A 24,548-nucleotide genomic window follows, 5' to 3' on the forward strand; every position below is an offset into this window, starting at 1 on the left:
AAAGTCCTCACTACTAATTCAATTTAAACAGAAAATACTACCCGAAAACCACACATTCTTAAACCACCGTCTGCTTCATTCCAACTTCTACTAGCGCTGCGACAAAGTTCTGCCCCAAAATTCCATGCACCACCCCTTAAAACCCGACGATGTTTATCACCTCCATCTTCCCAGACATTACCATTTGTAGGTGCGCCATGATAGTTATTATGCCAAGAATCTGCACACCATTCCCAGACTAATCCGTGCATATCATATAAACCAAAAGCATTAGCAGCTTCAAAATAACCAACATCAGTTGTTTTTTTCCGAAATCTACTTTTTGGTTCTACAGAATAAGTATCGCTACCGCTACAGTTAATTAAATCAGAAGTAATAGTTTCTCCAAAATGGAAAGATGTGGTAGTTCCTGCGCGACAAGCATACTCCCATTCGGCTTCACTAGGTAAACGATATTCTCTCCCAGTTTTAATTGCCAATCTGGCACAAAATTCTACAGCTTCATACCAAGAAACATTTTCGACAGGCAAATTTGCACCTTTAAATTTTGAGGGGTTAGGGTGCAATTCTTGTTGAACTGGAGGTAAAGCTGCTATGGTTCTCCACTGTAATTGGGTAATAGGATATTTTCCCATGAAAAACGCTGGAACTATGACTTGATGTTGAGGACGTTCATCATCATCACCTTCACAACTTAGAGAACCCATGATAAAATTCCCATTGGGAATTGATACCATTTCTAAAGTTGTATTTCTGCCTAATTCTTCTTTAAAATATTTAGTATTTCGTCTATCACGGTTAACTTCTCTCCCCGAAGTATCTACGGTAATTACATAAAAATCAAAGTTAGACAAGGAAGGTAAGGGAACAGTAATTTTTGGGGAAGGTGGAAGGATTAATGGTGGTTTAGGAAAGGAAGAAAATTTAATGACTACGGGAGATTTAGGAAAGTTCAAATCATCCAAAACATCCATTGCTGATTGATATCTATCATGTGCAAAATGTTGGAGTAACTTATCTAGGATTTGCTTTAATTCATTACTAATAGTAATTCCTTTGATTCGTAAACGTTCTGCCCATAACCATTTAGCATTCATGGCATCATAAAGATGATCTTGAAGTTGTCCATAATCATTTTGTAATGGTAAATCTTGAGTTAATAAGCGTACACAAGTGACACCCAAGGCATATAAATCACTTGCTTGACAAGCAAACCCAGCCATTTGTTCAGTTGGGGCATAACCAAGGGTATAAATAGCTGTTGCTTGTCTAGCTATACTGGTTTGAGTAACTTGTTTCGCACCTCCAAAATCAATTAATACGGGTTTTCTATCACTATCTCGACGCACAATGTTTTCTGGTTTGATATCGCGGTGAATTACATTATGTTTGTGAACAAAATCTATAACTGGTAATAAGTCAGCCAAAAGTTGCCGAACTTCGGTTTCATCATAAGCTTGATTTTGCAGTTCTTCGAGAAGAGTTTTCCCAATAATAAATTCCTGTACTAAATACAAACTAGAACCTTGTTCAAAGTAAGCTAAAAGTCGGGGAATTTGGGCATGGTTTTCTCCCAAATCGTAGAGTCTAAAAGCTTCTTCTTTGAAAAATTCCGCTGCTTTGGCACGTTGTCCAGTTCCCTGAACTTGGGGGAAAAATTGCTTAATTACACAGGGTGCATTCAGTCTATCTACATCTTCAGCAGCGTAGGTTCTGCTAAATCCACCTTCACCTAATAACCTCAAAACCCGGTAACGGTTTCGCAGCATTTCCCCAAAATTACTTTCTTGACAACTCAGACAAGATTTAGAGGTTTTCGGGTTGAAGGGGTTGGAACAATTGGGATTTTGACAAATTTGCATGAATGTTGAGAAAATAGCATCTTTTCAAAATTCATCCCCAATATTATTAAGTTGTCTAAACTATGATTTATTTGATTTCAATGATTATTGTGATTAAAATTATAGGTAATCATAAAAAATCATCTTGATCACAAAAAAATCTAAACTATGATTTATTTGATTTCTATGATGATTATGATGTATATCACAAAAATCACAGTTAAGACGATTTATTTATGAATAACACTTTCAAGTTGAGAAATCTGTGATGTTTGTTGCTGAAAGTTAATACAAAAAAAATTGTCAGCAGGGGACGGGGTTTCCCCGTCCCTACAAATATTTAAATTTCGCAGCTTAACTCACCGGCTTTTTTGGTAAAACGGCGATTTTCTCGATAATCTACCCGACAATCTATCACCGCTGGTACATCTTGTGCCAAAGCTTCTTTAAGTAAGGGAACAAAATCTGCGACAGACTCCACTCGATAACCTTTCAATCCCATACTTTCGGCAAATTTGACAAAATCAGGATTACCAAAATGGACAAAAGATGAGTTACCAGGACCAAATTGGTTTTCTTGTTTCCACTCAATTAAACCATAGCCACCGTCATTAAAAATCAGGGTAACAAATGGTGTTCCGACGCGCAAAGCAGTTTCCAATTCTTGACAATTCATCATAAAACCACCGTCACCAGTTGCAGCGACAACTTTACGATCTGGATAAACTAATTTTGCGGCTAATGCACCAGGAATCGCAATACCCATGGCAGCAAAACCATTGGAAATAATGCAAGTATTGGGACTATGACAATGATAATGTCTAGCAATCCACATTTTATGGGCACCAACATCAGAAATTACAATATCATCTGGTCCCATAACTTGCCGCAAGTCATAAATTAGTTTCTGCGGTTTAATGGGAAATTCATCATCGTTGGCATATTCTTCGTAATCAGCGCGAATGTTAGAACGTAAGCTAATAGAATAGGGATTGGGTTTATTGTGTCTGTCTGCTAATTTTAATATTTCATTAAGAGAATCAGAAATATCGCCAACTATTTCTACTTGGGGAATATAACTACTATCAATTTCCGAAGAAGTGGCCGCAATATGGATAATAGGAATTGTCCCTTCTGGATTCCATTTTTTGGGGGAAAATTCAATTAAATCATAACCAATTGCTATGACTAAATCTGTACTATCAAAGCCGCAGGTAATGAAATCTCGTTGTTGTAATCCCACAGACCAAAGTGCTAAAGGATGGGTATAGGGAATGACTCCTTTACCCATAAAAGTATTCACAACAGGAATATTCATTTGGGTGGCAAATTGCGTAACTGCATCACTAGCATGGGCGCGAATTGCTCCATTTCCGACTAAAATGATGGGATTAACGGCTTGGGAAATTGCCCCAGCAGCGGCGCGAATACTGGCAAAGGAAGCATAAGTTTTTTCGCTATTATCCTTATTTAAAGGTTTGCCTTCGACAGGCATGGCGGCAATATTTTCTGGTAAATCAATGTGAACAGCACCAGGTTTTTCAGTTTGCGATCGCTTGAAGGCTTTTCTCACAACTTCGGGTGTAATACTCGGCCTGACAATCTGTTTATTCCACTTAGTAACTGGGGCAAACATTGCCACCAAATCTAAATATTGATGGGATTCAATGTGCATTCTATCTGTTCCCACCTGCCCCGTAATTGCCACCAATGGCGCACCATCTAAGTTAGCATCTGCCACCCCAGTCATTAAATTAGTTGCCCCAGGACCAAGGGTAGAAAGACAGACTCCGGCTTTTCCTGTTAACCTCCCATAAACATCAGCCATGAAGGCTGCACCCTGTTCATGACGGGTAGTAATAAATTGAATTGAGGATGTTTTTAAAGCTTCCAAAACGTGCAAATTCTCTTCTCCAGGGAGTCCAAAAACATATTGAACTCCTTCATTTTCTAAACACTGTACTAATAATTCTGCGGTATTCATATCATTTCCTCAAAATAAAAAAATATCAAAATCACCAAATCAAGGCATAAATAAAAACCAATTATCTGCCTTTATCTGCGTCCATCTGCGTTCATCTGCGTTTCAAAAAAACAATCATTTCACCCAAACTGTCTTGATATTCACAAATTCATGTAAACCTTGAATACTCAACTCCCTACCGTAACCAGAACGCTTAATTCCCCCAAAAGGTAAACGAGGATCAGACTTAACCATGCTGTTAATAAATACTGCCCCGGCTTCAATTTCTTGAATTAGGCGATTTTGTTCTTCTGTATTTGTTGTCCATGCACTTGCACCCAAACCAAAGGGACTATCATTAGCTAATGTAATTGCTGCTGCGATATCAGGAACTCGGAATAATAATGCCACTGGTCCAAAAAATTCCTCTTGGGCAATTGGTGTATCTACAGGAATATCTATGATAATTGTGGGCGGATAAAAGTTCCCTGACATTTCTGTTAACGGGTGTCCACCGATGAGGACTTTACCACCACTTTTTACCGCATTTTTAACTTGTTCGTCTAATTCTTGGAGAATATCAGGAGTTGCCAATGGTCCCAAATCTGTATCTGCTGCCATTGGATTACCAATTTTCAGGGCTTGAAATTTTTCTAACAGCAATTTTTCAAATTGATCAGCCACAGATTCAGCAATTATAAAGCGTTTCGCAGCAATACAAGATTGTCCATTATTTAACATTCTTGCTGTTACTGCGGTGCTAACTGCTGTTTCTAAATCGGCACTTTCTAAAACAATAAATGGGTCACTGCCCCCCAATTCTAAAACAGTTTTTTTGATTTGTTTCCCAGATGCAACGGCGAGGGATATACCTGCTGGTTCACTACCTGTCAAGGTTGCGGCTTTGATGCGATCATCAGCCATGAGATTGGCAACTTGAGAAGCACCAATTAATAATGTTTGAAATACACCTGGGGGAAAACCTGCACGGCGGATAATATCTTCGATCGCCAGGGCGCACTGTGGCACATTGGAAGCGTGTTTGAGTAGCCCCACATTGCCTGCCATGAGTGCTGGTGCAGCAAACCGGAAAACTTGCCAAAATGGAAAATTCCAAGGCATGACGGCGAGAATTACCCCTAAAGGTTGATATTTTACAAAACTATGACTAGCATCGGTTTTAATGGTGACATCAGCTAGAAAACTAGGGGCATTTTCGGCATAATAACGACAAACCAGGGCGCATTTTTCAACTTCTGCGATCGCCGCTTTTAATGGTTTACCCATCTCCAGGGTCATCAATTTCCCTAAATCTGCCTTTTCTTGGTCTAAAATAGTTGCTGCTTGTTCTAACCAGTGCGATCGCTCTATAAAACTCGTCTGACGATATCCTTCAAAAGCCTTTCCTGCCAAATCTAACTTAGCAACAATTTCTGTATCATTTAGTGGCTCAAAAGTTTTGAGCGTTTCCCCAGTGGTGGGATTAATGGTAGCTATAGCCATTACCTGACCTCCCATTAAAAAATAGTTTGAGGTAGCTTTCCAGTGTTACACACATTCATCACAGAAGCTAACACGAAAATTGCCTTCGAGAGAAAATAATCAACAATAGTTTTGCGGGGATAATTATTTATCTTTCCTCACTACAAACTTTGAATTATTCAAGCCGTTCTACTTAGTTTTGACTTTTACTACCAGATAAATACAAATTAGCGGTTACATTGGCGGTAATTCTAAAGATATATTTCCAAAAAATCCTTTCCGAAAATCAGTGATCATTTGTCTGGCTGCGCGTTCTACATCTCCTTTATAGCGATGCTCTGCTAAAACTTGTAAATATTCTTCTCCTGTATAAATGATGGAATCGAGATCATATCGTGTAAGTAATGGATGTGGTGGTAATGAATTAGAATGCGTTTCTTGAAGTTCATTCAGTATATCTACGAAGGCTGCGGCTATCAGTTGATTATCATAAGCTGCTTCACCGATATCATCACAAATAGCTAATTTGATGGCTGCGGCTTGGCTGTCAAGTCTGGCAGGAATAACACCAGGAGCATCTAGTAATTGTAGCTGATCAGAAATTCTTACCCACCGCAGTTGCCGGGTAACACCTGGACGGGCTGCGCTTTCTACAACTCGCTTACCAATTAAACGGTTAATTAAAGCTGATTTACCGACATTGGGAAAGCCAATCACGACAGCCCGAACAGGACGGGGTAACATTCCCCTATCTGTGCGGCGTTGGTTAAGTTCTATACCCGCTGCTTGGGCAGCCTTGGTAATGGCGGTGATACCTTGACCATGTTGAGCATTGGTAAAATATGGAACTTCGCCTCTATTTTTAAACCACTCTATCCAGCGCGATCGCACTTGTGGCAGAATCATATCTACCCGGTTCAGTACCAATATCCGTGTTTTCGTCCCTACCCATTCATTCATTTGTGGGTGATTTGTGGTTATGGGAATGCGAGCATCTCTGACTTCTAAAACCACATCAACCCGTTTTAACTGTTCTTTGAGATTTTTTTCAGCTTTGGCAATGTGGCCTGGATACCATTGGATCAGATTTAATTTGTAGTTTTGTGTTATTGACATTTATTGTTTGTTAGTTGTTAGTAGGGGCGAAGCATTTGGAAAATAAATTATCGGTCATTGCCAAAAATAGTTCTCCAAATGCTTCGCCCGTACAGTTGTCAGTTGTTAGTAGGGGGCGAAGCATTGGGAAGATAAATTATCGGTCATTGCCAAAAATAGTTCTCCAAATGCTTCGCCCGTACAGTTGTTAGTTGTCAGTAGGGGCGAAGCATTGGGAAGATAAATTATCGGTCATTGCCAAAAATAGTTCTCCAAATGCTTCGCCCGTACAGTTGTTAGTTGTCAGTTGTTAGTGGTAATAATATTTGCTTGTTCCCTGTTCCCTGTTCCCTGTTCCCTGTTCCCTCTTGATGAGATTGGTGTAAAATTAATCTGTTGCCGTCGGGGTCGTAGGCATAAATTTCTTGACCGTGGGAAGCTGTAGAAATCGCTCCGGGTGGGGTACAGCCTAAAGATGTCAGGTGAGATATAGCGGTTTCTAGATTATTCACTTCTAAACACAAACTTAGCGGACTTTGGACATAAGTGACAAATTCAGGTTCGTTTGCCGATTTGGGTTTAAAAATCCCTAATTTTAAGCCAGAAATTTGAAATTCAGCATAGATATGGGGAATTAGTTTCTTTGGTTTTTGTTCTAGTAATTGAGTATAGAAACTGACTATATTATCAAAATTAACTGTGGCTATGGTGATAATTATACTATTATATTGCATATTTATTTTTACCATAGATTTGCCCCAGGAGCGGAGTTAATTCATCACCAGATATCGCACCCAGCATAATTATTAGTTTAAATTAGTTTTTCTAAACATATTTCTTTCTTCTAGTCTTGCACAACTGTGAGCGATCTTTGACTTTTATCTAAAAAACATTATGTTTCTAGCTAAATCAAAAGCTTTGGATCATCTATAATCTCCAATTTTGACTACCATTCGCTTATATCTTGAAGCCACTGAGTTTTACACTTACCGAATATTTCTATAAGTTATTTGTATGGGATTTTGGCAAAAAAGAACATTCTCAATTATTGGGGGTTTATTCTCATTATTATTGAGAATTTTATCAATAATGTAACGAGTTTTGGTAATTTCAGCTAGGGGGGTTGACAGTGTTCCGAGTTTCGGGTATGCTTATGATATGGGTGGGAAAGTGTGCGCCCATATATATAAGGTTTTTATTTATCAAGATAATTATTTCCCAAATAAATCCCTCCAAGCAGGGAAATAGGAAAATAAAGTTTGTCCTCATAACCAAAATACCAAGACGTTATTTGTATCTCAGAATGAAGATGCAATTACAGTAGATGGAGAACTGGGAAAGATGGTTAAAATCAGCAGATAAATAAGTAATTAAGAAATTTCAAAATCAGGAATAATGCACACAGACACAATATTTTATCAAATCTTCCTCACTTTTCACACCCTATTATTTGAAATTCTGGGAGAACCTACAGAAAACGCCACAGATTATAAATTTACCTCTGTGGAAGTGAAAGAAAAAGCATTTCGATTTGATGGAATTTTTATGGCAGATAGTCTAGAAAAACCCATCTATTTTGTAGAAGTGCAATTTCAACCAAAACCGGATTTTTACTGGGAATTAATCGCCGAAATCAACATTTATCTTAATCAATTTAAACCTGTACAAGATTGGCAAGGAGTAGCTTTATTTGCGAAACGGAGTTTAGATGTAGGAGAATTGACTGCTTATCAACAAGAATTGATTAATAGTGGGAGAATTAAACGAATTTATTTAGATGAATTACCACCAGGTTCAATTGGTATGGGGTTAATTGAGTTAATTGTCAGTAAGGAAGCACAAGCACCGAAATTAGTTAAAGCTCTCTTGGACAGAACTAAGACAGAAGTTGAGAATGACAGAGAAAAACAAGGTATTATAGAATTGTTGGAGACTGTTTTATTGTCCAAATTTTCACAATTAAGCCGTCAGGAGATAGAAGCAATGTTTTTAGTGAGTGATATTAAGCAAACAAGGGTATATCAAGAAGCCAAGCAGGAAGGGAGAGAAGAAGGTAGAGAAGAAGGTAGGCAGAATGGTGAGATGATTTTATTAATACGTCAGTTATCAAAAAGATTTGGAAAATTGAAAGATATTTACATCGAAAATATCAACAGTTTGAATATAGAACAACTGGAAAAGTTAGGAGAAGCATTATTAGATTTTACAGATATTAATGATTTGGAAACATGGTTAAAATCTGAGATAGACAAGTAGGTTTATTTAATTGTCAGAATCAGGATATCCAGGATTTGAGGATTTTCAGGATGTTATTTTTGGTGGGGAGTTGGTGATTTTTATTTGTCAGAATCAGGATATCCAGGATTTGAGAAATTCAGATACCCGAAAACTTTTAACAATCTTCTCATTTATCACATTAATTATCGCAGAAGCCAGGGATATTTAGGGCTTGCTGAAAAATTGGGAAAAGGCAAGAAAAAAGATGACTAAGTAATTAGGCAAAAGTAAATATAAGTTTTTGTTGTTTAAATTTTTGCAAAATATAACTTTTGCTAATCAAATTAGAGAAAAAAGACGTTATTTGCAAAAATTGCCATAAAAATCCCCGAAAAAACCTTGATAGCAAGGTAGAAAGATTCATAACTAAAAAAGTAATAGCAATACTAGTACAGCACGGCGTAAATAAACCAACCATTCTTAATCGTCAAAAAGCTTGCTCAATATTACTTTTGACTTTTGACTTTTGACTTTTGACTTTTGACTTCCGCCTTGCGGTACTAGTCAGAGAGGTATGAGGAAGTTTAGCCATAACTCTACCCAAGCTAAATCTCCGTTTACCTTGCCCAAATTTGCCCTCAATACAGTTACGAATTCCTTCATCATCAGCGGCTTGTTTCTTTGTTTCTGAACTGACATTTTTGGGCGGTCTTCCTAATGGTAGACCACTAATTCTAATTCCTCTTTCTTGACAATTGCTGCATATTCTGATTCAAATTCAGACAAAGGTATCATTTTTGTCATGATTACCCACGGATTATCTAATGCCAATTTCTCCTCGAAAGGTAGTTGAAACTTTCCTGGTGCTGTTTCTTGTTCTTGCGCTTTTCTATACATTCTATTACGCTTTTGTGCAAGGGTTTTTACCCATTTTAACTCTTTTTCTTGCACCTTTTCATTTTCTATCCCCCCTCAAGTCATTGATTTGTCACGGTTCTATGTTTATTCAGCAAGCCCTAGTTAGGGTTTGCTGAATAAGTCTCTCAAATCCACATTTACTGAAGTCAACTCTTGGTTTAAGAGATAAAATCTACCTATAATACTAACAGAATTATAAAATCCATTTTTAGATTTTTTCAGCATTATTTTGGCATTTCTTTGATTATTTATCCCTTTAAGGATGAGAACACCAGCAAAATTAAAACTACCTGATGCAGTTAATTTACTGCTATTTACACTAGCAGTAATATTAGCAAAAGTATAACCTAAAAACTTGAGATTCCCGGAAATACTAGCAGAATTATTGATATTACCATGAGTTCCCTTGCCTAGATTAACTGTAGCACCGTTGAAAGCTAAAATGCCAAAGTTGAAATTACTTGTGGCTTGAAATCCACTCTCATTCAGACTAATTCCTAGTAATGTGAATTGTTTACCCAGGAGAGTAATATCACCTAAACCAAAAATCTTTTTATTCATTAAATCTACTTTAAACTTAGGAACATTTAGCTTGAGAACATTGGCTAAATTAAGAGCTACATCATTAATTAAAACGTCTTGAAGGTTAAATGATAACGTACCCTTACCTAAAGATTGATTAAAACCAATAATATTTGTTTTTCCGGTTGCGCTTTGATTCTTTAAATTAACTGTGAGATTAGGAATAGTCAAAGTTAAGAAACTTGCTAAATTCAGTTGAACGTTCTTCAGGTTAACACTATTGTGATTAACATCAAAGGTAATCCCTACCAGAGTATTACCCAAAATTGAAACCTTTCCTGAACCACTACCAGAACCAGATTTTATATCTATAGTTAGGTCATCAACATCAATACTCAATAAATTAGCTAAACTCAAGTCAAAGTTTTTAAAGGTAGCATTGCTAGAAGTAATTTTAAATTCAACATTTGCAATTTGATTATTAAACAACTCTACATAGCCATCTCCTTGAAAATACTGCTCGCTAGGTGTTACGTTTAAAGCTAAATCTAAGCTATCGTCATCTGTTCCCTTAATTTTGATAAATCCTAAATCTATTTCTAAAACTTTTAACGAACCACTAATATTATTTAAACTTTTGTCACCTTCAAGGAATAAGATTGCTTCATGACCCCAAGCATTGACTTTGCCATTAATTTCTAAACCTTCTGATATTGGTTGGCCTGCAATCATCGTCGGGAAGGGAACATACTTAATTAATGGGTTAATTTTTCCGTCTCTATCCCTATCAATTGATTCGATAGTCAAATTTACCAGACTTTCTAATAAACCTAGGGCTTTGTTAACTAAATCAATTGAGCAACCTACTTGTTTGGTAATAAAGGAACTGACTAGACCGCGCCACAAATCTATTAAACTAACGGCTTGATTAGGAGTTAAAACTAAAGCTAATCGCTCAGGATCATTAGTATCTATGAGGAATGCTACCTCAATATCTATTTTTTCCCATCTCAAATCACCAATGAAGCCAAAATTATCAAAGTAAGGAGGTAAATATGTTCCACCTCCTTGAAACCTGATATTGCGAAGTTCAGTTCCTACCAAACCATAGGGATTATGCCAGGATTTTTCACTTTGTTGACAGAAAGATGCTGTTAAAGATTCAGGTTCGAGAGAGAGAGAACCAGAGAGAAATAGTTTAGGTTCTTTTTCCTGGGTAGGGTCGTAACCTTGAAGAATTAAATTTCCAGTTAATCCAAAGTTTGGCTCTAAATCAGGATCAATTTTTAATTCCATGAGCAAGTTACTAAAATTAGCTTTAAATTGTTGGCGGGAAAATAGTTGCATATCACTTGCAATATTACCTGTTAAGCTAACTTGTCCTGTGGGATTGAAACTAATCATAGATTCCAAGTATGTAATCCCTAAATTTTTATGTAGAAAATTACTAAAGTTTTTAGGGAACTTTCTTAAATCAATATCTCCGATAAAGTTTAGTCCTCTGTTTAAATTAATATCACCTGATTTTGAATGTGCAAAAGCATGGGCAATGTTAGTGATAATTAACTCTGAATTGGCTAATTTTAGATTGTTGATAATAGGAATTTTATTTGTGAGTTTACTGAAACTAAAATCACTAGTTAATTGATATCTTAATGTGGTTTTTCGTCCAAAAATCAATTCAATTTTTCTGTTATTTAGGAATCCTCGACACCTAATTTCAATTTTATGATGATTTTTATAAAGTTTACATTTTGATGCGGATATTTTAATTTCAGGTTGGCTAAATATTTCAACAATAATTCTATCTAGGGCTACATTCATGTATGGGATTTTACTATGAATGTTAAAAATTTCGTCTAAATTTAATTGCAAATCATGATCTAAATCTAAATCTAAATAAACTTCTGAATTTGACGAGACTAAATCTATATTATCCAAAGATTCCAGTTTTAATTTGAGAGCCTTAGGTAAGGTAATTCCTGCTAGGTCAATGTTAGGAGACATAAGTAAATTGACGTAAATGTTTTGAAGTTTTGAAAGGGTAGACGGTGATCAACTTCTGCTGCTGACACAGCGATGGGAGGAGGTAAGCCGGATTTCTCACAAAGAAAAGAAAAAAAGGGGTCAAAAACTGCGAAAACGTATATGTAACAAGCATTTCAGTAATTATAAAATATGACCCCAGTCAGAACAGATTGTATACCAAAACAGTTCACTTGCAAACAAGAAAAACTCCCTCCAGTAGTAGTGAATTTCCAGGGTGGTAAAGTAACATCAGATGCAGGTCTAAGTTTAATTTATTAAAAAATGATAATTTCATACAAATTTTTTACTTAAATTAAGAGAATTTTATCTTATTTTTTCAAAATGAGAATTGCTGCATTTTAACTCTTTTTCTTGCACCTTTTTCACTTTCTATCCCCATCAAGTCATTTATTTGTCCCGGTTTTATGTTTATTCAGCAAGCCCTACGTATGTAGCAGATGCCCTGACTTCTCTTTTTAAACCTACCCCTTTAGGAGTCTGCTTCTGTATGCTTTTAATTAAAGCCAGTAAGCGTTCATAACCAATTAAATGATTATCCAGATTGATTGCCGTATCTGGGTTTGAACTTTCCCCCATTTTTCCCCCAAGTTAATTTTGAGGTGAGGGAAATCTGAGGGAAAAACTAGATCAGTTATGTTACTAGCTGCTTACAACTGCTAACAGTCAAACCACTTTTATCATGCAATTTCCGTTGTTGCCAGTTTTTTAGCTGCAACACTAGCGCAAAATTCAAAAGTCTGATATTATGAGTTAATGAACGGGTGAGTAGCTCAACGGTAGAGCAGTTGACTCTTAATCAATTGGTTGCGGGTTCGATTCCCTCCTCACCCATTAGAAGCAATGATAATAGTTTAAACCTGCCTGGTAATGATAGCGTAGCTTGGCATAAGCCATATTCCCAGTCTCATGACAAAAGCCGACTCAAGCCGGCTCAAAAATTGTTATTGTGTTTTGTCTATAAAATCAAATTAAGCCTCAACCGATACCATGCGTTTTTTAGCAAGATGGTTTCTGCGGAGTTTAGCAGCGCCAAAACAAACAGCTAATGATGCTGGTAGCGCAATAGGACTAGACTCAAAGGGAACAGGTGTCGCAGCAGTGAATTGTGTTGTAGTGTTGGTGTAATCGGCATAAGAGAAAGTACTCATATCAGTTAAATCGTTATAATAACTGTCATTCCCAGATGTTCCCAAAAATAAGAAGGTGTCAGCAGAATTGATAAACGAAGCATCAGCAAAAGTTATATTACCACTGGTAACGTTAAAAGCATTACCGTTACCAGTGGAAGAAAAATTATAACCAGAACCGACTCCTTTACCACCGGGACTAGATATAACCGTTGCTGTAATCCCTGTTCCAGAGTTATTACCTTCCACTAAACCGCTTAATGTTCCCTTAACTAACCCGTTAGTACCTCCAGGCCGTGTATCCTGAAACTGAAAATTGAAACTAATAGCATGAGCCGGGGCTGCACTTAGGAAAACAGAAGCCGCAAATCCGCTTACAGCAAGGGTTTTAGCGATTATGGGGGGGTAGAGATATTGATCTTGACCATGACTATCAAAAAAATATTTACACAACTTGGTACACAGTATCATTCTACGTGCTTAGTGTCAACTACTTTGAAGATTTATTATCTAGAGAAAAATACTGAAAAACACAGATTCTCGACTTCTTGAAGAAGTCGAGAATCTTCAAATTAAAAATTCAATTCTTTAGTTTATATAAAATCACATTTAAGTTATCAAATTCCCTTTCTAAGATAGAAGCAGGAACATGACCCCATAGCAGCGAACAACATGACACAAATATCAGAATCTTTAGATTTGTCCACAGATAAAGCTTTAGATCGTGATTGTACAACATTATCCCGTCACGTCCTCCAGCAATTACAAAGCTTTGGACCAAATGCCCAGGATTTAAGTGCGCTGATGAATCGTATCGCTTTAGCGGGTAAATTAGTTGCCCGTCGGTTGAGTCGCGCTGGTTTAATGGAAGGGGTGCTGGGATTTACTGGAGAAGTCAACGTCCAGGGAGAATCCGTCAAAAAGATGGATGTTTACGCCAATGAAGTATTTATTTCCGTGTTCAAGCAAAGCGGCTTAGTCTGTCGTCTCGCTTCCGAAGAAATGGAAAAACCCTACTACATCCCCGAAAACTGCCCCATTGGTCGTTATACTCTCCTTTATGACCCCATTGACGGCTCATCTAACACAGATAACAATCTCAGTTTAGGTTCTATCTTTGCCATTCGTCAGCAAGAAGGAGAAGATGCTGATGGTGAAGCCAAGGATCTACTTACAAATGGACGCAAGCAATTAGCAGCCGGATATATTCTCTATGGACCAAGCACTATGCTAGTTTATAGCATAGGTACAGGTGTACATTCATTCATTCTTGATCCTAGTTTGGGTGAGTTTATTCTCTGTCAAGAAAATATCAAAATGCCAGATCATGCCGCCACCTATAGCGTTAATGATGGTAACTTCTGGCAATGGGATGAATCTTTTAGAGAATATATCCGTTATGTTCATCGCACAGAAGGCTATAGTTCCCGTTACAGTGGGGCAATGGTGAGCGATATTCACAGAATATTATTACAGGGTGGGGTATTTCTCTATCCCGGCACACTACAAAAACCAGAAGGTAAATTACGTTTGCTGTATGAAACTGCTCCCCTAGCATTTTTAATTGAACAAGCTGGAGGTATAGCGACTACAGGAACAATGGATATTTTAGATGTAGTTCCCAGCAAATTGCACCAGCGGACACCATTAATTATTGGTAGTAAAGAAAATGTAGCCAAGGTCATGTCTTTTATCAAAACAGGTAATTAGATAAAACTCTAATTAATTAAAAAATCAAACCTCATGTTCCACATAGAACAAATAACAGAAAAACAGTCGGTTAAAACCGACTTTAGCTATAAGACAGGGAATAAATTCCCTGGATTCTGGATTCTAAATTCTGGATTCTAAATTCTGATTCTGTACTCTATGTACTTGCAATAACCTGTCTGTGTCCTTTCCGTGTGATTCATGAACTCTTTCAAAGGTCAAGTCAAGCTATTCTCACCTATAGAGGAGATTGCGGAATTTAAGAAAAGATCAGGAAGTAGAGATCTTTTTCTTCTTGCCCTTCACCTCTGGCAAAATCTAAAATCTAAAATCTAAAATCCTATGGTCAGTCTGCTAGAAAATCCATTGCGCGTCGGTCTACAGCAGCAAGGGATGCCCGAACCACAAATTATCGTCATCTTTGGTGCTTCTGGAGATCTAACCTGGCGTAAATTAGTACCAGCACTGTACAAATTGCGGAGAGAAAGACGTATTCCCGCAGAAACCACCATTGTGGGCGTAGCGCGTCGGGAATGGAGTCACGAATACTTCCGCGAGCAAATGCAAAAAGGCATGGCAGAAGCTCACGCTAATGTGGAATTAGGTGAACTTTGGCAAGACTTTTCCCAAGGTTTATTTTACTGTCCTGGAAATATAGATGATCCCACAGGATACCAAAAACTGAAAACCCTATTGGCTGAACTAGACGAGAAACGAGGAACAAGAGGAAACCGGATGTTTTACCTCTCTGTTGCCCCTAATTTCTTCCCTGAAGCTATTAAGCAACTAGGGTTAGCAGGAATGCTAGAAGACCCCGAAAAACAGCGTTTAGTCATTGAAAAACCCTTTGGTCGTGATTTAGCTTCCGCTCAAAATCTCAACCAAGTAGTACAAAAGGTTTGTAAAGAAAACCAAGTTTATCGTCTTGACCACTACTTAGGGAAAGAAACGGTACAAAACTTGCTGGTTTTCCGCTTTGCTAATGCCATTTTTGAACCTTTGTGGAATCGGCAATTTGTAGATCATGTACAAATTACTGTCGCCGAAACCGTGGGAGTAGAAGACCGGGCGGGTTATTATGAAAGTGCGGGCGCGTTGCGAGATATGCTGCAAAATCACCTCATGCAGCTTTACTGTTTAACGGCCATGGAAGCACCTAACTCTATGGATGCTGACAGTATCCGCACGGAAAAAGTTAAAGTATTACAAGCGACTCGTTTAGCTGATGTTAATAATTTGTCAAAATCAGCAATTCGTGGACAATACAGCGCGGGTTGGATGAAAGGTCAACAGGTGGCAGGGTATCGAACTGAACCAGGTGTTAATCCTGAATCTACTACCCCTACTTACGTAGCCATGAAGTTCATGGTAGATAACTGGCGTTGGCAAGGTGTTCCTTTTTACCTACGAACTGGTAAGCGGATGCCGAAAAAAGTCAGTGAAATTGCGATTCATTTCCGCGAAGTTCCTTCGAGAATGTTCCCCTCTGCGGCTCAACAAACAAACGCCAACGTTTTGGCCATGCGAATACAACCCAATGAAGGTATTTCCCTCCGGTTTGATGTGAAAATGCCCGGTGGTGATTTCCGTACCCGTGCCGTAGATATGGATTTTAGCTACGGCTCTCTAGGTATTTCTGCTACTTCCGATGCCTACGATCGTCTCTTCCTTGATTGTATGATGGGCGACCAAACTTTGTTTACACGGGCGGACGAAGTAGAAGCGGCTTGGCAAGTAGTTACACCTGCCTTGTCTGTATGGGATTTACCAGCCAATCCTGCGAATATTCCTCAGTATGAAGCCGGTACTTGGGAACCAGAAGAAGCAGAATTACTAATCAACCAAGACGGTCGCCGCTGGCGCAGACTTTAATTAGTCCTTGGTCATTGGTCAGTAGCAAAACAACGAACAACTGACAACGAACAACTGTACGGGCGAAGCATTTGGAGAACTATTTTTGGCAATGACCGATAATTTATCTTCCAAATGCTTCGCCCCTACTGACAACGAACAACTGACAACGAACAACTGACAAATATGATTTCCCAAGCACCGACAATTTTTTCTTTGCAAGCGCCCAAGGATGTTTCCCTCACAGAAATTGAGGTAGAACTTAATCAAGTTTGGCAAAGTTACGGTATTCAAGGGGAAGACGGTGGTTTACCCGCTGCTACCCGCGCCACAACATTTACTTTAGTAGTTTATGAACCGGAAGAAACTCAGTATTTGTTAACTGCAACCGGCTTTTACAAGGGTCCAGTTGACGGTATTCTCGGACCACAAACTAAAACAGCTTTACAGGAAGTCCAGAAAAAGCACCACCTTCCAGAAACTGGTACTGCTACACCAGAAACTCTGACGGCTTTACGGGCTGAATATTTCCAAAAGCAGCGCACTGGACCAAATGGAGATAATCATGGTGCAGCTATGGGGTATACTTTTAGTCCTACCAGTCCCACTATTGCTGACGAAATTGCTACCCGTAACCCTTGCCGAATTATTGCTTTATGTCCCATTGCCGGCGATGATGAAGGGGTAAAAGCCCAAGTTTCTGCCTATTGTCCCATTCAAAAGCAATCTTCCAGCACTCTTATCTGTTGTGAGTACATTACCCTTACTGGTACTGTTGCAGCTTTAGAACGGATTGGGGGCATGATTCCCGCTTTGTTAATTGGTGGTTTGCCTAAGTTCCTCTGGTGGAAAGCTACACCAGATGCTGGCAATACTTTGTTTAGGCGTTTAGCGTCTGTTTGCAATAATGTCATTGTTGACTCCTGCAACTTTAATACACCAGAAGATGATTTACTCAGCTTGCAGAAGTTAGTAGAATCTGGTATACCTTTGGCTGATTTGAATTGGCGGCGGTTGTCAGCATGGCAGGAGTTAACAGCACAAGCTTATGATGCGCCTAATCGTCGCGCTGCTCTTAGAGAAATTGATCGTGTCAATATTGATTATGAAAAAGGCAATGCTGCTCAAGCCTTATTGTATTTGGGTTGGTTAGCTAATCGCTTAGAATGGCAGCCAGTTTCCTATAAACAGGAAAACGGTGATTATAATATCACCTCGATTCAGTTCCTGTCTCAAGACCAAAAACACATAGAAGCTGAGTTAGCAGGTGTTCCCATTGCTGATATGGGGGAAATTATCGGTGATTTAATTGGTTTGCGTTTGAGTTCTACTAATATTCAAGCTAATTGCGGAACTGTGATTTGTTCGGAAACTGGCGGTTGTATGCGAATGGAAACTCATGGAGGCGCTCAGTCGTCTGGCTTGTTCCAACAAGTAACTTCTCTTTCTGAACAAAAAGCCGAAGCGTTGTTAAGTCAACAAGTACAACGCTGGGGACGTGAGGCTTTATTTGAAGACAGTTTAACTGCAATTGGCAACACTATTAAGTTAGGCAAGTAGTTAATGGGTAATGGGTTAGTTGTCAGTTGTCAGTTGTCAGTGGAAAATATTTTCCCCATGCCCTCTGCTTCTGCCCTCTGCTTCTGCCCTGTTCCCTGTTTTAAATATTAAAAAACCCGGATAAACCGGGCAGATGTACTGTTTGTCGAGTGTTAGCCAATGATAATTATTGGTTAATTTCACAAGTTAAAGGACAAGCTGCATAAACAGTGGTTTGGGCTTTTTCAGCTTTACCATGCAACCAACTTAACCATTTTATTTGCGTAGGATGAATACCTTTAGCTGTTAGCACTCCAGCAGCAATTAATACTGCCATAACATTAAACATTACTAAACCACCTGCCACAATTAACACGGCACTAGCGGGCATCACAGATTGTAAAACAATGGACAATAGACAGCCAACCGTAGCCATCAATACAACCAATGGAAAGCCGACGACTAACAAGCACACTGCCAATGTAAATGTCCAGATTAAAAAGCTTTTCATCATTAATAAGGAGTCGGTCTGAACTAGATTAGAGCTTTGAGCAGAAACCATGACTTTTCCTCCTAATACACAGCAAGTTTAAATTTCAGTTGTTTATCACTCGAAAGCGAATTAACTGATTTTGTTTCAGTGAAATTTAGTATATAAAACCTTAGCTCCAAAATGAGCATTTCTTTACTAAAGTTTACAGTTGATTTTTTCTACTTATGAATAAGAATTCACATATACCCACAGGTAGGGAAGAGAGTTTTGGTCTATGCCTTGAGAAATATAGACTAAGGATAGATGAGAAGCAGATATTGATCCCCGCAATCTGATTACCCAGATGCTTAACATTTCTTATAAAAAACGATATCATTTCTCATAATTTATCAAAAAGTGATCAAAACAGATTGTAGATGATGGGTAATTCTTAATTTCTTTCACTTTGCCCCGCCTCTTTATCCTTAATTACTCCGTATTATTAGTTGCTAATATATTACGTAAATCCTATGAAAGACCAAGGATAATCAGTATGTGTTAAAAAATATGTATATTGGTGAATAACCCACTAAGAAGACTGCATAACAGAGGCAGGGGAAGCAGGAAGCAGGAAGCAGGAAGCAGGGGACAGAAGGAAAATATTTTCCACTGACAACTGACAACTGACAACTGACAACTGACAACTGACAACTGACCAATTAAAAAAAGTGAAGATATATGACAGAATCACAAACATTCAGAATACCGCCACCCTTGCCAAAAGTAAAAATACAGCATCAGTCGGCAAATTTAGAAATAAATGCACCAGCACCGTCAATAATTACTCTGCCACCACCAATATATTCTTATGACAATGCGCCCACGGATGAACCTTTAGAACGGACATTGGTACAGCTTATCCAGGAAGCATTTGATGAAGGTTACTCTGATGTTCACTTGGGAGTAGGAGAAATACCCCGCTTCCGCAACCGGGGCGAAATTCTGACCACAAGTTACCCCGAAACTGATAAACCGACTTTTATGAATTGGTTGCGGGAGATTCTCTCTGATTCTGAAATTCAAAGGTTTCAAGAACATTTAGAATTTGATGGTGCGACTCAGTACGATTTTGCCCGTGTGCGGATTAATGTGTTCGATTCCCTGCGCGGTTATGCCATGGTACTGCGGTTAATTCCTCTCAAAATTCTATCTATGGAGCAGTTGCGCTTACCACCAGTGTTTAGAGATATTTGTCACCATCACAAGGGTTTAGTTTTGGTGACAGGTCCTACTGGTTCAGGTAAATCCACGACAATGGCAGCAATGGTTGATTATATTAATCGGGAGATGGCTAAACATATTATTACGATTGAGGACCCGGTAGAATTTGTCCACCAAAGTCGTAAGTCTTTAGTTAAACAGCGGCAAGTGGGAATGCACACCCGCAAATTTGATAATGCTTTAAAAGCAGCTTTGCGGGAAGATCCAGATTTAATTCTGGTGGGGGAAATGCGGGATAAGGAAACTGTAAATACGGCACTAAAAGCGGCGCAAACAGGTCAATTGGTGATGGGAACTCTGCACACTAATAGTGCGGTAAAAACTATTGAACGGATTCTCAATTTGTATTCGGGTGAAGAACAGGAAGCTATGCGGATAGCGCTTGCGGAATCTTTAGTAGCTGTAATTGCTCAAGGTTTATGCCGCACTACAGATGGTAATCGGGCGGCTTTCCACGATATTCTCATTAATACTGAGGCTGTTAAGGAATGGGTGAAGAATGGCAAGTATGATGAGATTGCGGACTTGATGAAACAAGCCAGTTTTGATGGCATGGTGACAATGAATCAGTCATTACTCAACCTTTACCAAGAAGGCCGGATTACTGAAGAAACAGCTTTGGAAATGTCGGCAACTCCTAACGAAATGGCGCAATTCCTCCGAGGTCGTGTTTAATTAACAACTGACAACTGACCCTGGACAACTGACCAATGACTAAGTTGAATTTAGACAAACTATCTAAACCCCAGTTGTTCAAGGGTATTGCCTTGTTTACGCCTGGTGGGGATTTGATTTATTGTATTGACCCTAGTAAGCAAGGAAGATGGCATTTACATTTATGTGCGGCTTTGCAGGAAATTCTCGACTTACCAGAGCCGCCACATTTTTTAGTACCTTGTTATACTGCAACCATTGATCACTGGTTAAATCCTCGGACTCAAAAAGTACAAATTTTTGCGGAGGCTTATCCAGCAGTAATGCGTCATCAAGCTGTGCTGAATGCGATTTTTGGGACGGGAGATTTGGTTTGGCAATCAGCACCTTGGCAAGATGGTTTGTGCGATCGCTTGGTATTATCAACTTATCGCTCTACATTTCCTCAACTTTGGCAAGATCATGATTTAATTGTGCGTTTGGATTTGGCTGATTCTCCCTCACAGTACCAGCAACCAGTCATTAATACACAACCAGTGCTACAAAAGATCCCAGGTCCCCCAGGCTTTGTTTTGCGCTTGTTTGTGGCTGGTCATAGTGCGACTACAGAAAAAATTTTACAAAACCTGCACGAATCCTTAGAGCGCTCGCTAGGATATCCTTATACTCTCAAAGTTATTGATGTTCTCACCAATCCAGAACAGGCAGAAATTGATCAAGTTTCTGCTACTCCTACTTTAGTTAAGGTTTGGCCTCATCCAATTCGGCGCATGGTTGGTAATTTACATAATGCGGACAAACTCCTACAAATGTTAGCGGGACAATAGACAACTGATGATAAAGAATGTATGGACTCTACAAGGATTTTAGGACTGGAATTAGCTGTAAAAAATCCTGTTAATCCTGATTCTGACAATTTTATCAAAAATTTACATAAATTCCGCTAAATTACTGAGAAGTCAGGATTACACTTAGAACCACTCATGAAGCAGCAATCATCAAGGTTGTGGCTAATTTTATTCATCTTATATCAATCTGATAACAGCTTTACAAGCAGAGATCAGATGATAAATTTTCTGCTGGCACGCATAAATATACGGATACTAAAAAAATAAAATTCACTAACTCTTGAAAATTAAAGTATACAAGCTGCTATACTGGCTCGCATAGAATGAAAGGTAACAAGACCACTAATCTTTACATGATAAGGCATCTATGTTTGAGCTATCCTTAGACTCTCAACAATCAGGGTTCATATCTACCCCCCCTACAACAATCTAGGTTTGAGCGATTATCAAGATCCTGTATTCGCTGTTAATCCTGCCAATTCTTCTGAGTTACCTGTTCCGTTTATTGATACAGTTTTTCAGGCAATTAATGAAACTAAATATATCCTGAGTGGACTCAGCAGTAATTCTCAAAGAGATTACATTATGGGGACTGCTTTTGGTCTTTATAACCAGGAGTCAGCTAATCAAATATTGACAGCTTGGGCGCGAAATAATTTTACTAATACACCGCATATAGAATTAGTATTTGGTCAAAACTTCAATGGAGCGTATGCAAAGGACAATAATACTATTTATCTATCTGGGGAATTTTTAGGGGCTAATAAGGATAATATTGAGGCTGTTACAGGGGTTTTAGTAGAGGAGGTTGGGCATTATTTAGATAGTCAAATTAATGTACAGGATGCTGCTGGGGATGAAGGGGATATTTTCTCGCGGTTGGTAAGGGGGCAAAGTATTAGTGAGGGAGAATTGGTATCATTGCATGGTGAGGATGATACAGCAACTTTTACTTTAAATGGACAAAATATTGCTGTTGAGATGTCTAAGGTTGCGATGGAAGTATTTAACAACCGCATCTATCAGTCAGTCAGAGGTACTGACAATGGAATTTATAATCGTTCCTCTGCTGATGGTACTAACTGGACTGCTTGGCAAAACTTCGGTGGTGCTACTCTCGGTGGACCTGATTTAGAAGTGTTTAATGGCAGACTATATCAAACAGTTAGAGGTACTGACAACCAAATCTATAATCGTTCTTCTGATAATGGGAGCAATTGGACTGCTTGGCAAAACTTTGGTGGTGCTACTCTCAGTGGACCTGATTTAGAAGTGTTTAATGGCAGACTATATCAAACAGTTAGAGGTACTGACAACCAAATCTATAATCGTTCTTCTGATAATGGGAGCAATTGGACTGCTTGGCAAAACTTTGGTGGTGCTACTCTCAGTGGACCTGATTTAGAAGTGTTTAATGGCAGACTATATCAAACAGTTAGAGGTACTGACAACCAAATCTATAATCGTTCTTCTGATAATGGGAGCAATTGGACAAGTTGGCAAAACTTTGGTGGTGCTACTCTAGCTGATCCGGAGTTAAAAGTCTTTAATGGGAAATTATTTCAAGCTGTACAAGGAACAGATGATCGAATTTATACTCGTGATTCATTTAATGGAACAAATTGGAATGGATGGCAAGAAAGAGGAGGTTTAACTCCTGCGGATGCACCCTCTGGTTTAATGGCCACTTCTAGCTATTTAACACAGCTTAGTAATGAAACTCTAATTGGTAAATATAGTAGAAATGTTGATAATGCTTATGGTTATCAATGTTGGGATTTAGTTGCTGATGCAACAGCAATTTCTGGATCAAGTCCTTATTGGAATGCAGGTACTTGGAAACGAAGAGTTAGTGTGATAGGTAATGGCAATGTTGCGGTAGGTACGGCGATCGCCACTTTTGCTGGTACAAATAATAGTTATTATGGTACATATAACCATACCGGAATTTTTGCTGGATACAGACTTAATAGCGCAGGTGCAATAGATGGTTTTTGGATGTGGGAACAAAATGCTCCATTGGGTTCTGCTATTGGCAAAGGATTTTATTCAATTAGCGGTTCTGGTGTTTCTGATGCCGATAATTATTATTTAGTTAGTGTTTAAAGCGTTGTAGGGGTTTAGCAGTGCTAAACCCCTACGTTTGTGGGAAAACGTTAAGACTGGTGTATCGCTTTTCTGTATTTGTAGAAAATGCGATAGCAAAGCTCACCGCTTGTTTATTTTCAATGATACATTGCGATCGCTCATCTACCGTCAATGATTGTAGGGGTTTAGCAATGCTAAACCCCTACCCGTATCGCCACCAACCGATTAATCCCACATTCCCTACCCATGAATGATATATAATCATATAAAAATTCATCAAAACCATCCCTCATCACCAAAGTGTCCTATAATCCAGAAATTCACCATCGCCGTTCTATTAGATTAAAAGACCACGATTACACCCAAGAAGGTGCATATTTCATTACCATTTGCACTAAAGACAAACAATGTATATTTGGTGATATCAAACAAGGGGAAATGAAATTAAACTTGCTAGGAACAATTGCTGATGAATGCTGGCAAGAAATTCCTCAACATTTCCCACATATCAACTTAGACGTATTTGTGATTATGCCAAATCACATTCATGGCATATTATGGATAGTTAAAACAATTCCCAAAGAAGACAAAACCAGAAATTATGGTAAAATGATTCCCGGATCAATTCCCACCGTCATCAGGTCTTATAAAAGTATTGTTACTAAGAAAATTAATATTATTTGCCATCAAAAAGGAATATCTTCTGTATGGCAAAGAAACTTTTATGAACATATTAACCGTAATGAAACATCTTTGGAAGGAATTAGAAAATACATTATTAATAATCCTCTAAATTGGGATAATGATGATGAAAATATAGGGCAAAATATTCAAGAACAACGATTATTATTAGATATACCTTTTTAGATAAAACCTTCGCTTTTACTGCAC

Annotated in this window: 21 protein-coding genes, 1 tRNA gene and 1 pseudogene; 12 read left to right on the top strand and 11 right to left on the bottom strand. The window is 38.4% G+C overall.

Translation table 11 applies throughout. The features are described from left to right. Positions 1–23: 23 nt before the first annotated feature. The 4 genes from ANA_RS14525 to ylqF form a co-directional block, all read right to left on the bottom strand. The gene (locus ANA_RS14525; RefSeq protein ID WP_015080808.1) at positions 24–1,862 is read right to left on the bottom strand and encodes a bifunctional serine/threonine-protein kinase/formylglycine-generating enzyme family protein; all 1,839 of its coding nucleotides are present in this window, start codon (positions 1,860–1,862) and stop codon (positions 24–26) included. A gap of 319 nt (positions 1,863–2,181) precedes the next feature. Continuing rightward, positions 2,182–3,825, bottom strand: coding sequence for an acetolactate synthase large subunit (locus tag ANA_RS14530; RefSeq protein ID WP_015080809.1), 1,644 nt, complete (start codon positions 3,823–3,825; stop codon positions 2,182–2,184). Positions 3,826–3,939: 114 nt separating this feature from the next. After that, positions 3,940–5,307, bottom strand: coding sequence for an NAD-dependent succinate-semialdehyde dehydrogenase (locus tag ANA_RS14535; protein WP_015080810.1), 1,368 nt, complete (start codon positions 5,305–5,307; stop codon positions 3,940–3,942). A gap of 213 nt (positions 5,308–5,520) precedes the next feature. After that, positions 5,521–6,402 (bottom strand): ribosome biogenesis GTPase YlqF, encoded by an 882-nt coding sequence (gene ylqF / locus ANA_RS14540; protein WP_015080811.1) that lies wholly within the window; start codon positions 6,400–6,402, stop codon positions 5,521–5,523. A gap of 14 nt (positions 6,403–6,416) precedes the next feature. On the opposite strand from ylqF, the gene ANA_RS26865 reads away from it, so the two are divergent. Next, on the top strand, positions 6,417–6,593 hold the full coding sequence (locus ANA_RS26865) for a hypothetical protein (RefSeq protein ID WP_162471199.1): 177 nt from the start codon (positions 6,417–6,419) through the stop codon (positions 6,591–6,593). An 84-nt stretch (positions 6,594–6,677) separates the two neighbouring features. Here ANA_RS26865 and ANA_RS14545 read toward each other — a convergent pair whose 3' ends face one another. Then, a complete protein-coding gene (locus ANA_RS14545) occupies positions 6,678–7,115 on the bottom strand; it encodes a VOC family protein (protein ID WP_051155190.1) in 438 nt (145 codons plus the stop codon). Positions 7,116–7,776: 661 nt separating this feature from the next. Between ANA_RS14545 and ANA_RS14550 the strand changes: the two genes are divergently transcribed. Both ANA_RS14550 and ANA_RS14555 read left to right on the top strand, forming a co-directional pair. Next, positions 7,777–8,637, top strand: a complete 861-nt coding sequence (locus tag ANA_RS14550; protein WP_015080813.1) for an Rpn family recombination-promoting nuclease/putative transposase — start codon at positions 7,777–7,779, stop codon at positions 8,635–8,637. Positions 8,638–8,647: 10 nt separating this feature from the next. Further along, a complete protein-coding gene (locus ANA_RS14555) occupies positions 8,648–8,827 on the top strand; it encodes a hypothetical protein (protein WP_041458080.1) in 180 nt (59 codons plus the stop codon). A 324-nt stretch (positions 8,828–9,151) separates the two neighbouring features. On the opposite strand, the pseudogene ANA_RS24750 reads toward ANA_RS14555, so the two are convergent. The 4 genes and pseudogenes from ANA_RS24750 to ANA_RS26645 form a co-directional block, all read right to left on the bottom strand. Then, positions 9,152–9,352: pseudogene (locus ANA_RS24750) on the bottom strand (transposase); the annotation flags it as partial. After that, on the bottom strand, positions 9,313–9,549 hold the full coding sequence (locus tag ANA_RS14560; protein WP_083881473.1) for a hypothetical protein: 237 nt from the start codon (positions 9,547–9,549) through the stop codon (positions 9,313–9,315). The gene ANA_RS14560 and the pseudogene ANA_RS24750, both read right to left, overlap by 40 nt. A gap of 69 nt (positions 9,550–9,618) precedes the next feature. Next, complete coding sequence (locus tag ANA_RS14565) at positions 9,619–12,045, bottom strand: hypothetical protein (RefSeq protein ID WP_015080814.1); 2,427 nt, start codon at positions 12,043–12,045, stop codon at positions 9,619–9,621. A gap of 450 nt (positions 12,046–12,495) precedes the next feature. After that, positions 12,496–12,663, bottom strand: coding sequence for a hypothetical protein (locus ANA_RS26645; protein WP_158310538.1), 168 nt, complete (start codon positions 12,661–12,663; stop codon positions 12,496–12,498). Between the two features lie 183 nt (positions 12,664–12,846). On the opposite strand from ANA_RS26645, the gene ANA_RS14570 reads away from it, so the two are divergent. Beyond that, positions 12,847–12,918: transfer RNA gene (locus ANA_RS14570), tRNA-Lys, on the top strand. Positions 12,919–13,055: 137 nt separating this feature from the next. Here ANA_RS14570 and ANA_RS14575 read toward each other — a convergent pair. After that, on the bottom strand, positions 13,056–13,685 hold the full coding sequence (locus ANA_RS14575; protein ID WP_015080815.1) for a hypothetical protein: 630 nt from the start codon (positions 13,683–13,685) through the stop codon (positions 13,056–13,058). A gap of 201 nt (positions 13,686–13,886) precedes the next feature. Here ANA_RS14575 and fbp point away from each other — a divergent pair, with 201 nt between their 5' ends. From fbp to opcA, 3 genes are all read left to right on the top strand, one after another. Continuing rightward, the gene (gene fbp, locus ANA_RS14580; RefSeq protein ID WP_015080816.1) at positions 13,887–14,924 is read left to right on the top strand and encodes a class 1 fructose-bisphosphatase; all 1,038 of its coding nucleotides are present in this window, start codon (positions 13,887–13,889) and stop codon (positions 14,922–14,924) included. A 342-nt stretch (positions 14,925–15,266) separates the two neighbouring features. After that, a complete protein-coding gene (gene zwf / locus ANA_RS14585; RefSeq protein ID WP_015080817.1) occupies positions 15,267–16,796 on the top strand; it encodes a glucose-6-phosphate dehydrogenase in 1,530 nt (509 codons plus the stop codon). Between the two features lie 165 nt (positions 16,797–16,961). After that, the gene (gene opcA, locus ANA_RS14590; protein ID WP_015080818.1) at positions 16,962–18,335 is read left to right on the top strand and encodes a glucose-6-phosphate dehydrogenase assembly protein OpcA; all 1,374 of its coding nucleotides are present in this window, start codon (positions 16,962–16,964) and stop codon (positions 18,333–18,335) included. 166 nt (positions 18,336–18,501) lie between these two features. Here opcA and ANA_RS14595 read toward each other — a convergent pair whose 3' ends face one another. Further along, on the bottom strand, positions 18,502–18,876 hold the full coding sequence (locus tag ANA_RS14595; protein WP_015080819.1) for a hypothetical protein: 375 nt from the start codon (positions 18,874–18,876) through the stop codon (positions 18,502–18,504). Between the two features lie 648 nt (positions 18,877–19,524). Between ANA_RS14595 and ANA_RS14600 the strand changes: the two genes are divergently transcribed. The 5 genes from ANA_RS14600 (at position 19,525) to ANA_RS14615 (ending at position 24,524) form a co-directional block, all read left to right on the top strand. Further along, positions 19,525–20,742: a type IV pilus twitching motility protein PilT gene (locus ANA_RS14600; protein ID WP_015080820.1), complete on the top strand. Its 1,218-nt coding sequence runs from the start codon at positions 19,525–19,527 to the stop codon at positions 20,740–20,742. Positions 20,743–20,777: 35 nt separating this feature from the next. Continuing rightward, positions 20,778–21,548 carry a circadian clock KaiB family protein gene (locus ANA_RS14605; RefSeq protein WP_015080821.1) on the top strand — a complete coding sequence of 257 codons (771 nt, stop codon included), beginning with the start codon at positions 20,778–20,780 and terminating at the stop codon, positions 21,546–21,548. A 456-nt stretch (positions 21,549–22,004) separates the two neighbouring features. Then, complete coding sequence (locus ANA_RS14610; protein ID WP_015080822.1) at positions 22,005–23,675, top strand: exo-alpha-sialidase; 1,671 nt, start codon at positions 22,005–22,007, stop codon at positions 23,673–23,675. Between the two features lie 20 nt (positions 23,676–23,695). Further along, on the top strand, positions 23,696–23,911 hold the full coding sequence (locus ANA_RS26055; protein WP_148279058.1) for a hypothetical protein: 216 nt from the start codon (positions 23,696–23,698) through the stop codon (positions 23,909–23,911). A 46-nt stretch (positions 23,912–23,957) separates the two neighbouring features. Beyond that, entirely contained in the window at positions 23,958–24,524 is a 567-nt protein-coding gene (locus tag ANA_RS14615; RefSeq protein ID WP_015080823.1) for a transposase, read from the top strand. Positions 24,525–24,548 lie beyond the last annotated feature (24 nt).

The organism is Anabaena sp. 90, from assembly GCF_000312705.1.
Taxonomy (GTDB): Bacteria; Cyanobacteriota; Cyanobacteriia; order Cyanobacteriales; family Nostocaceae; genus Dolichospermum; species Dolichospermum lemmermannii.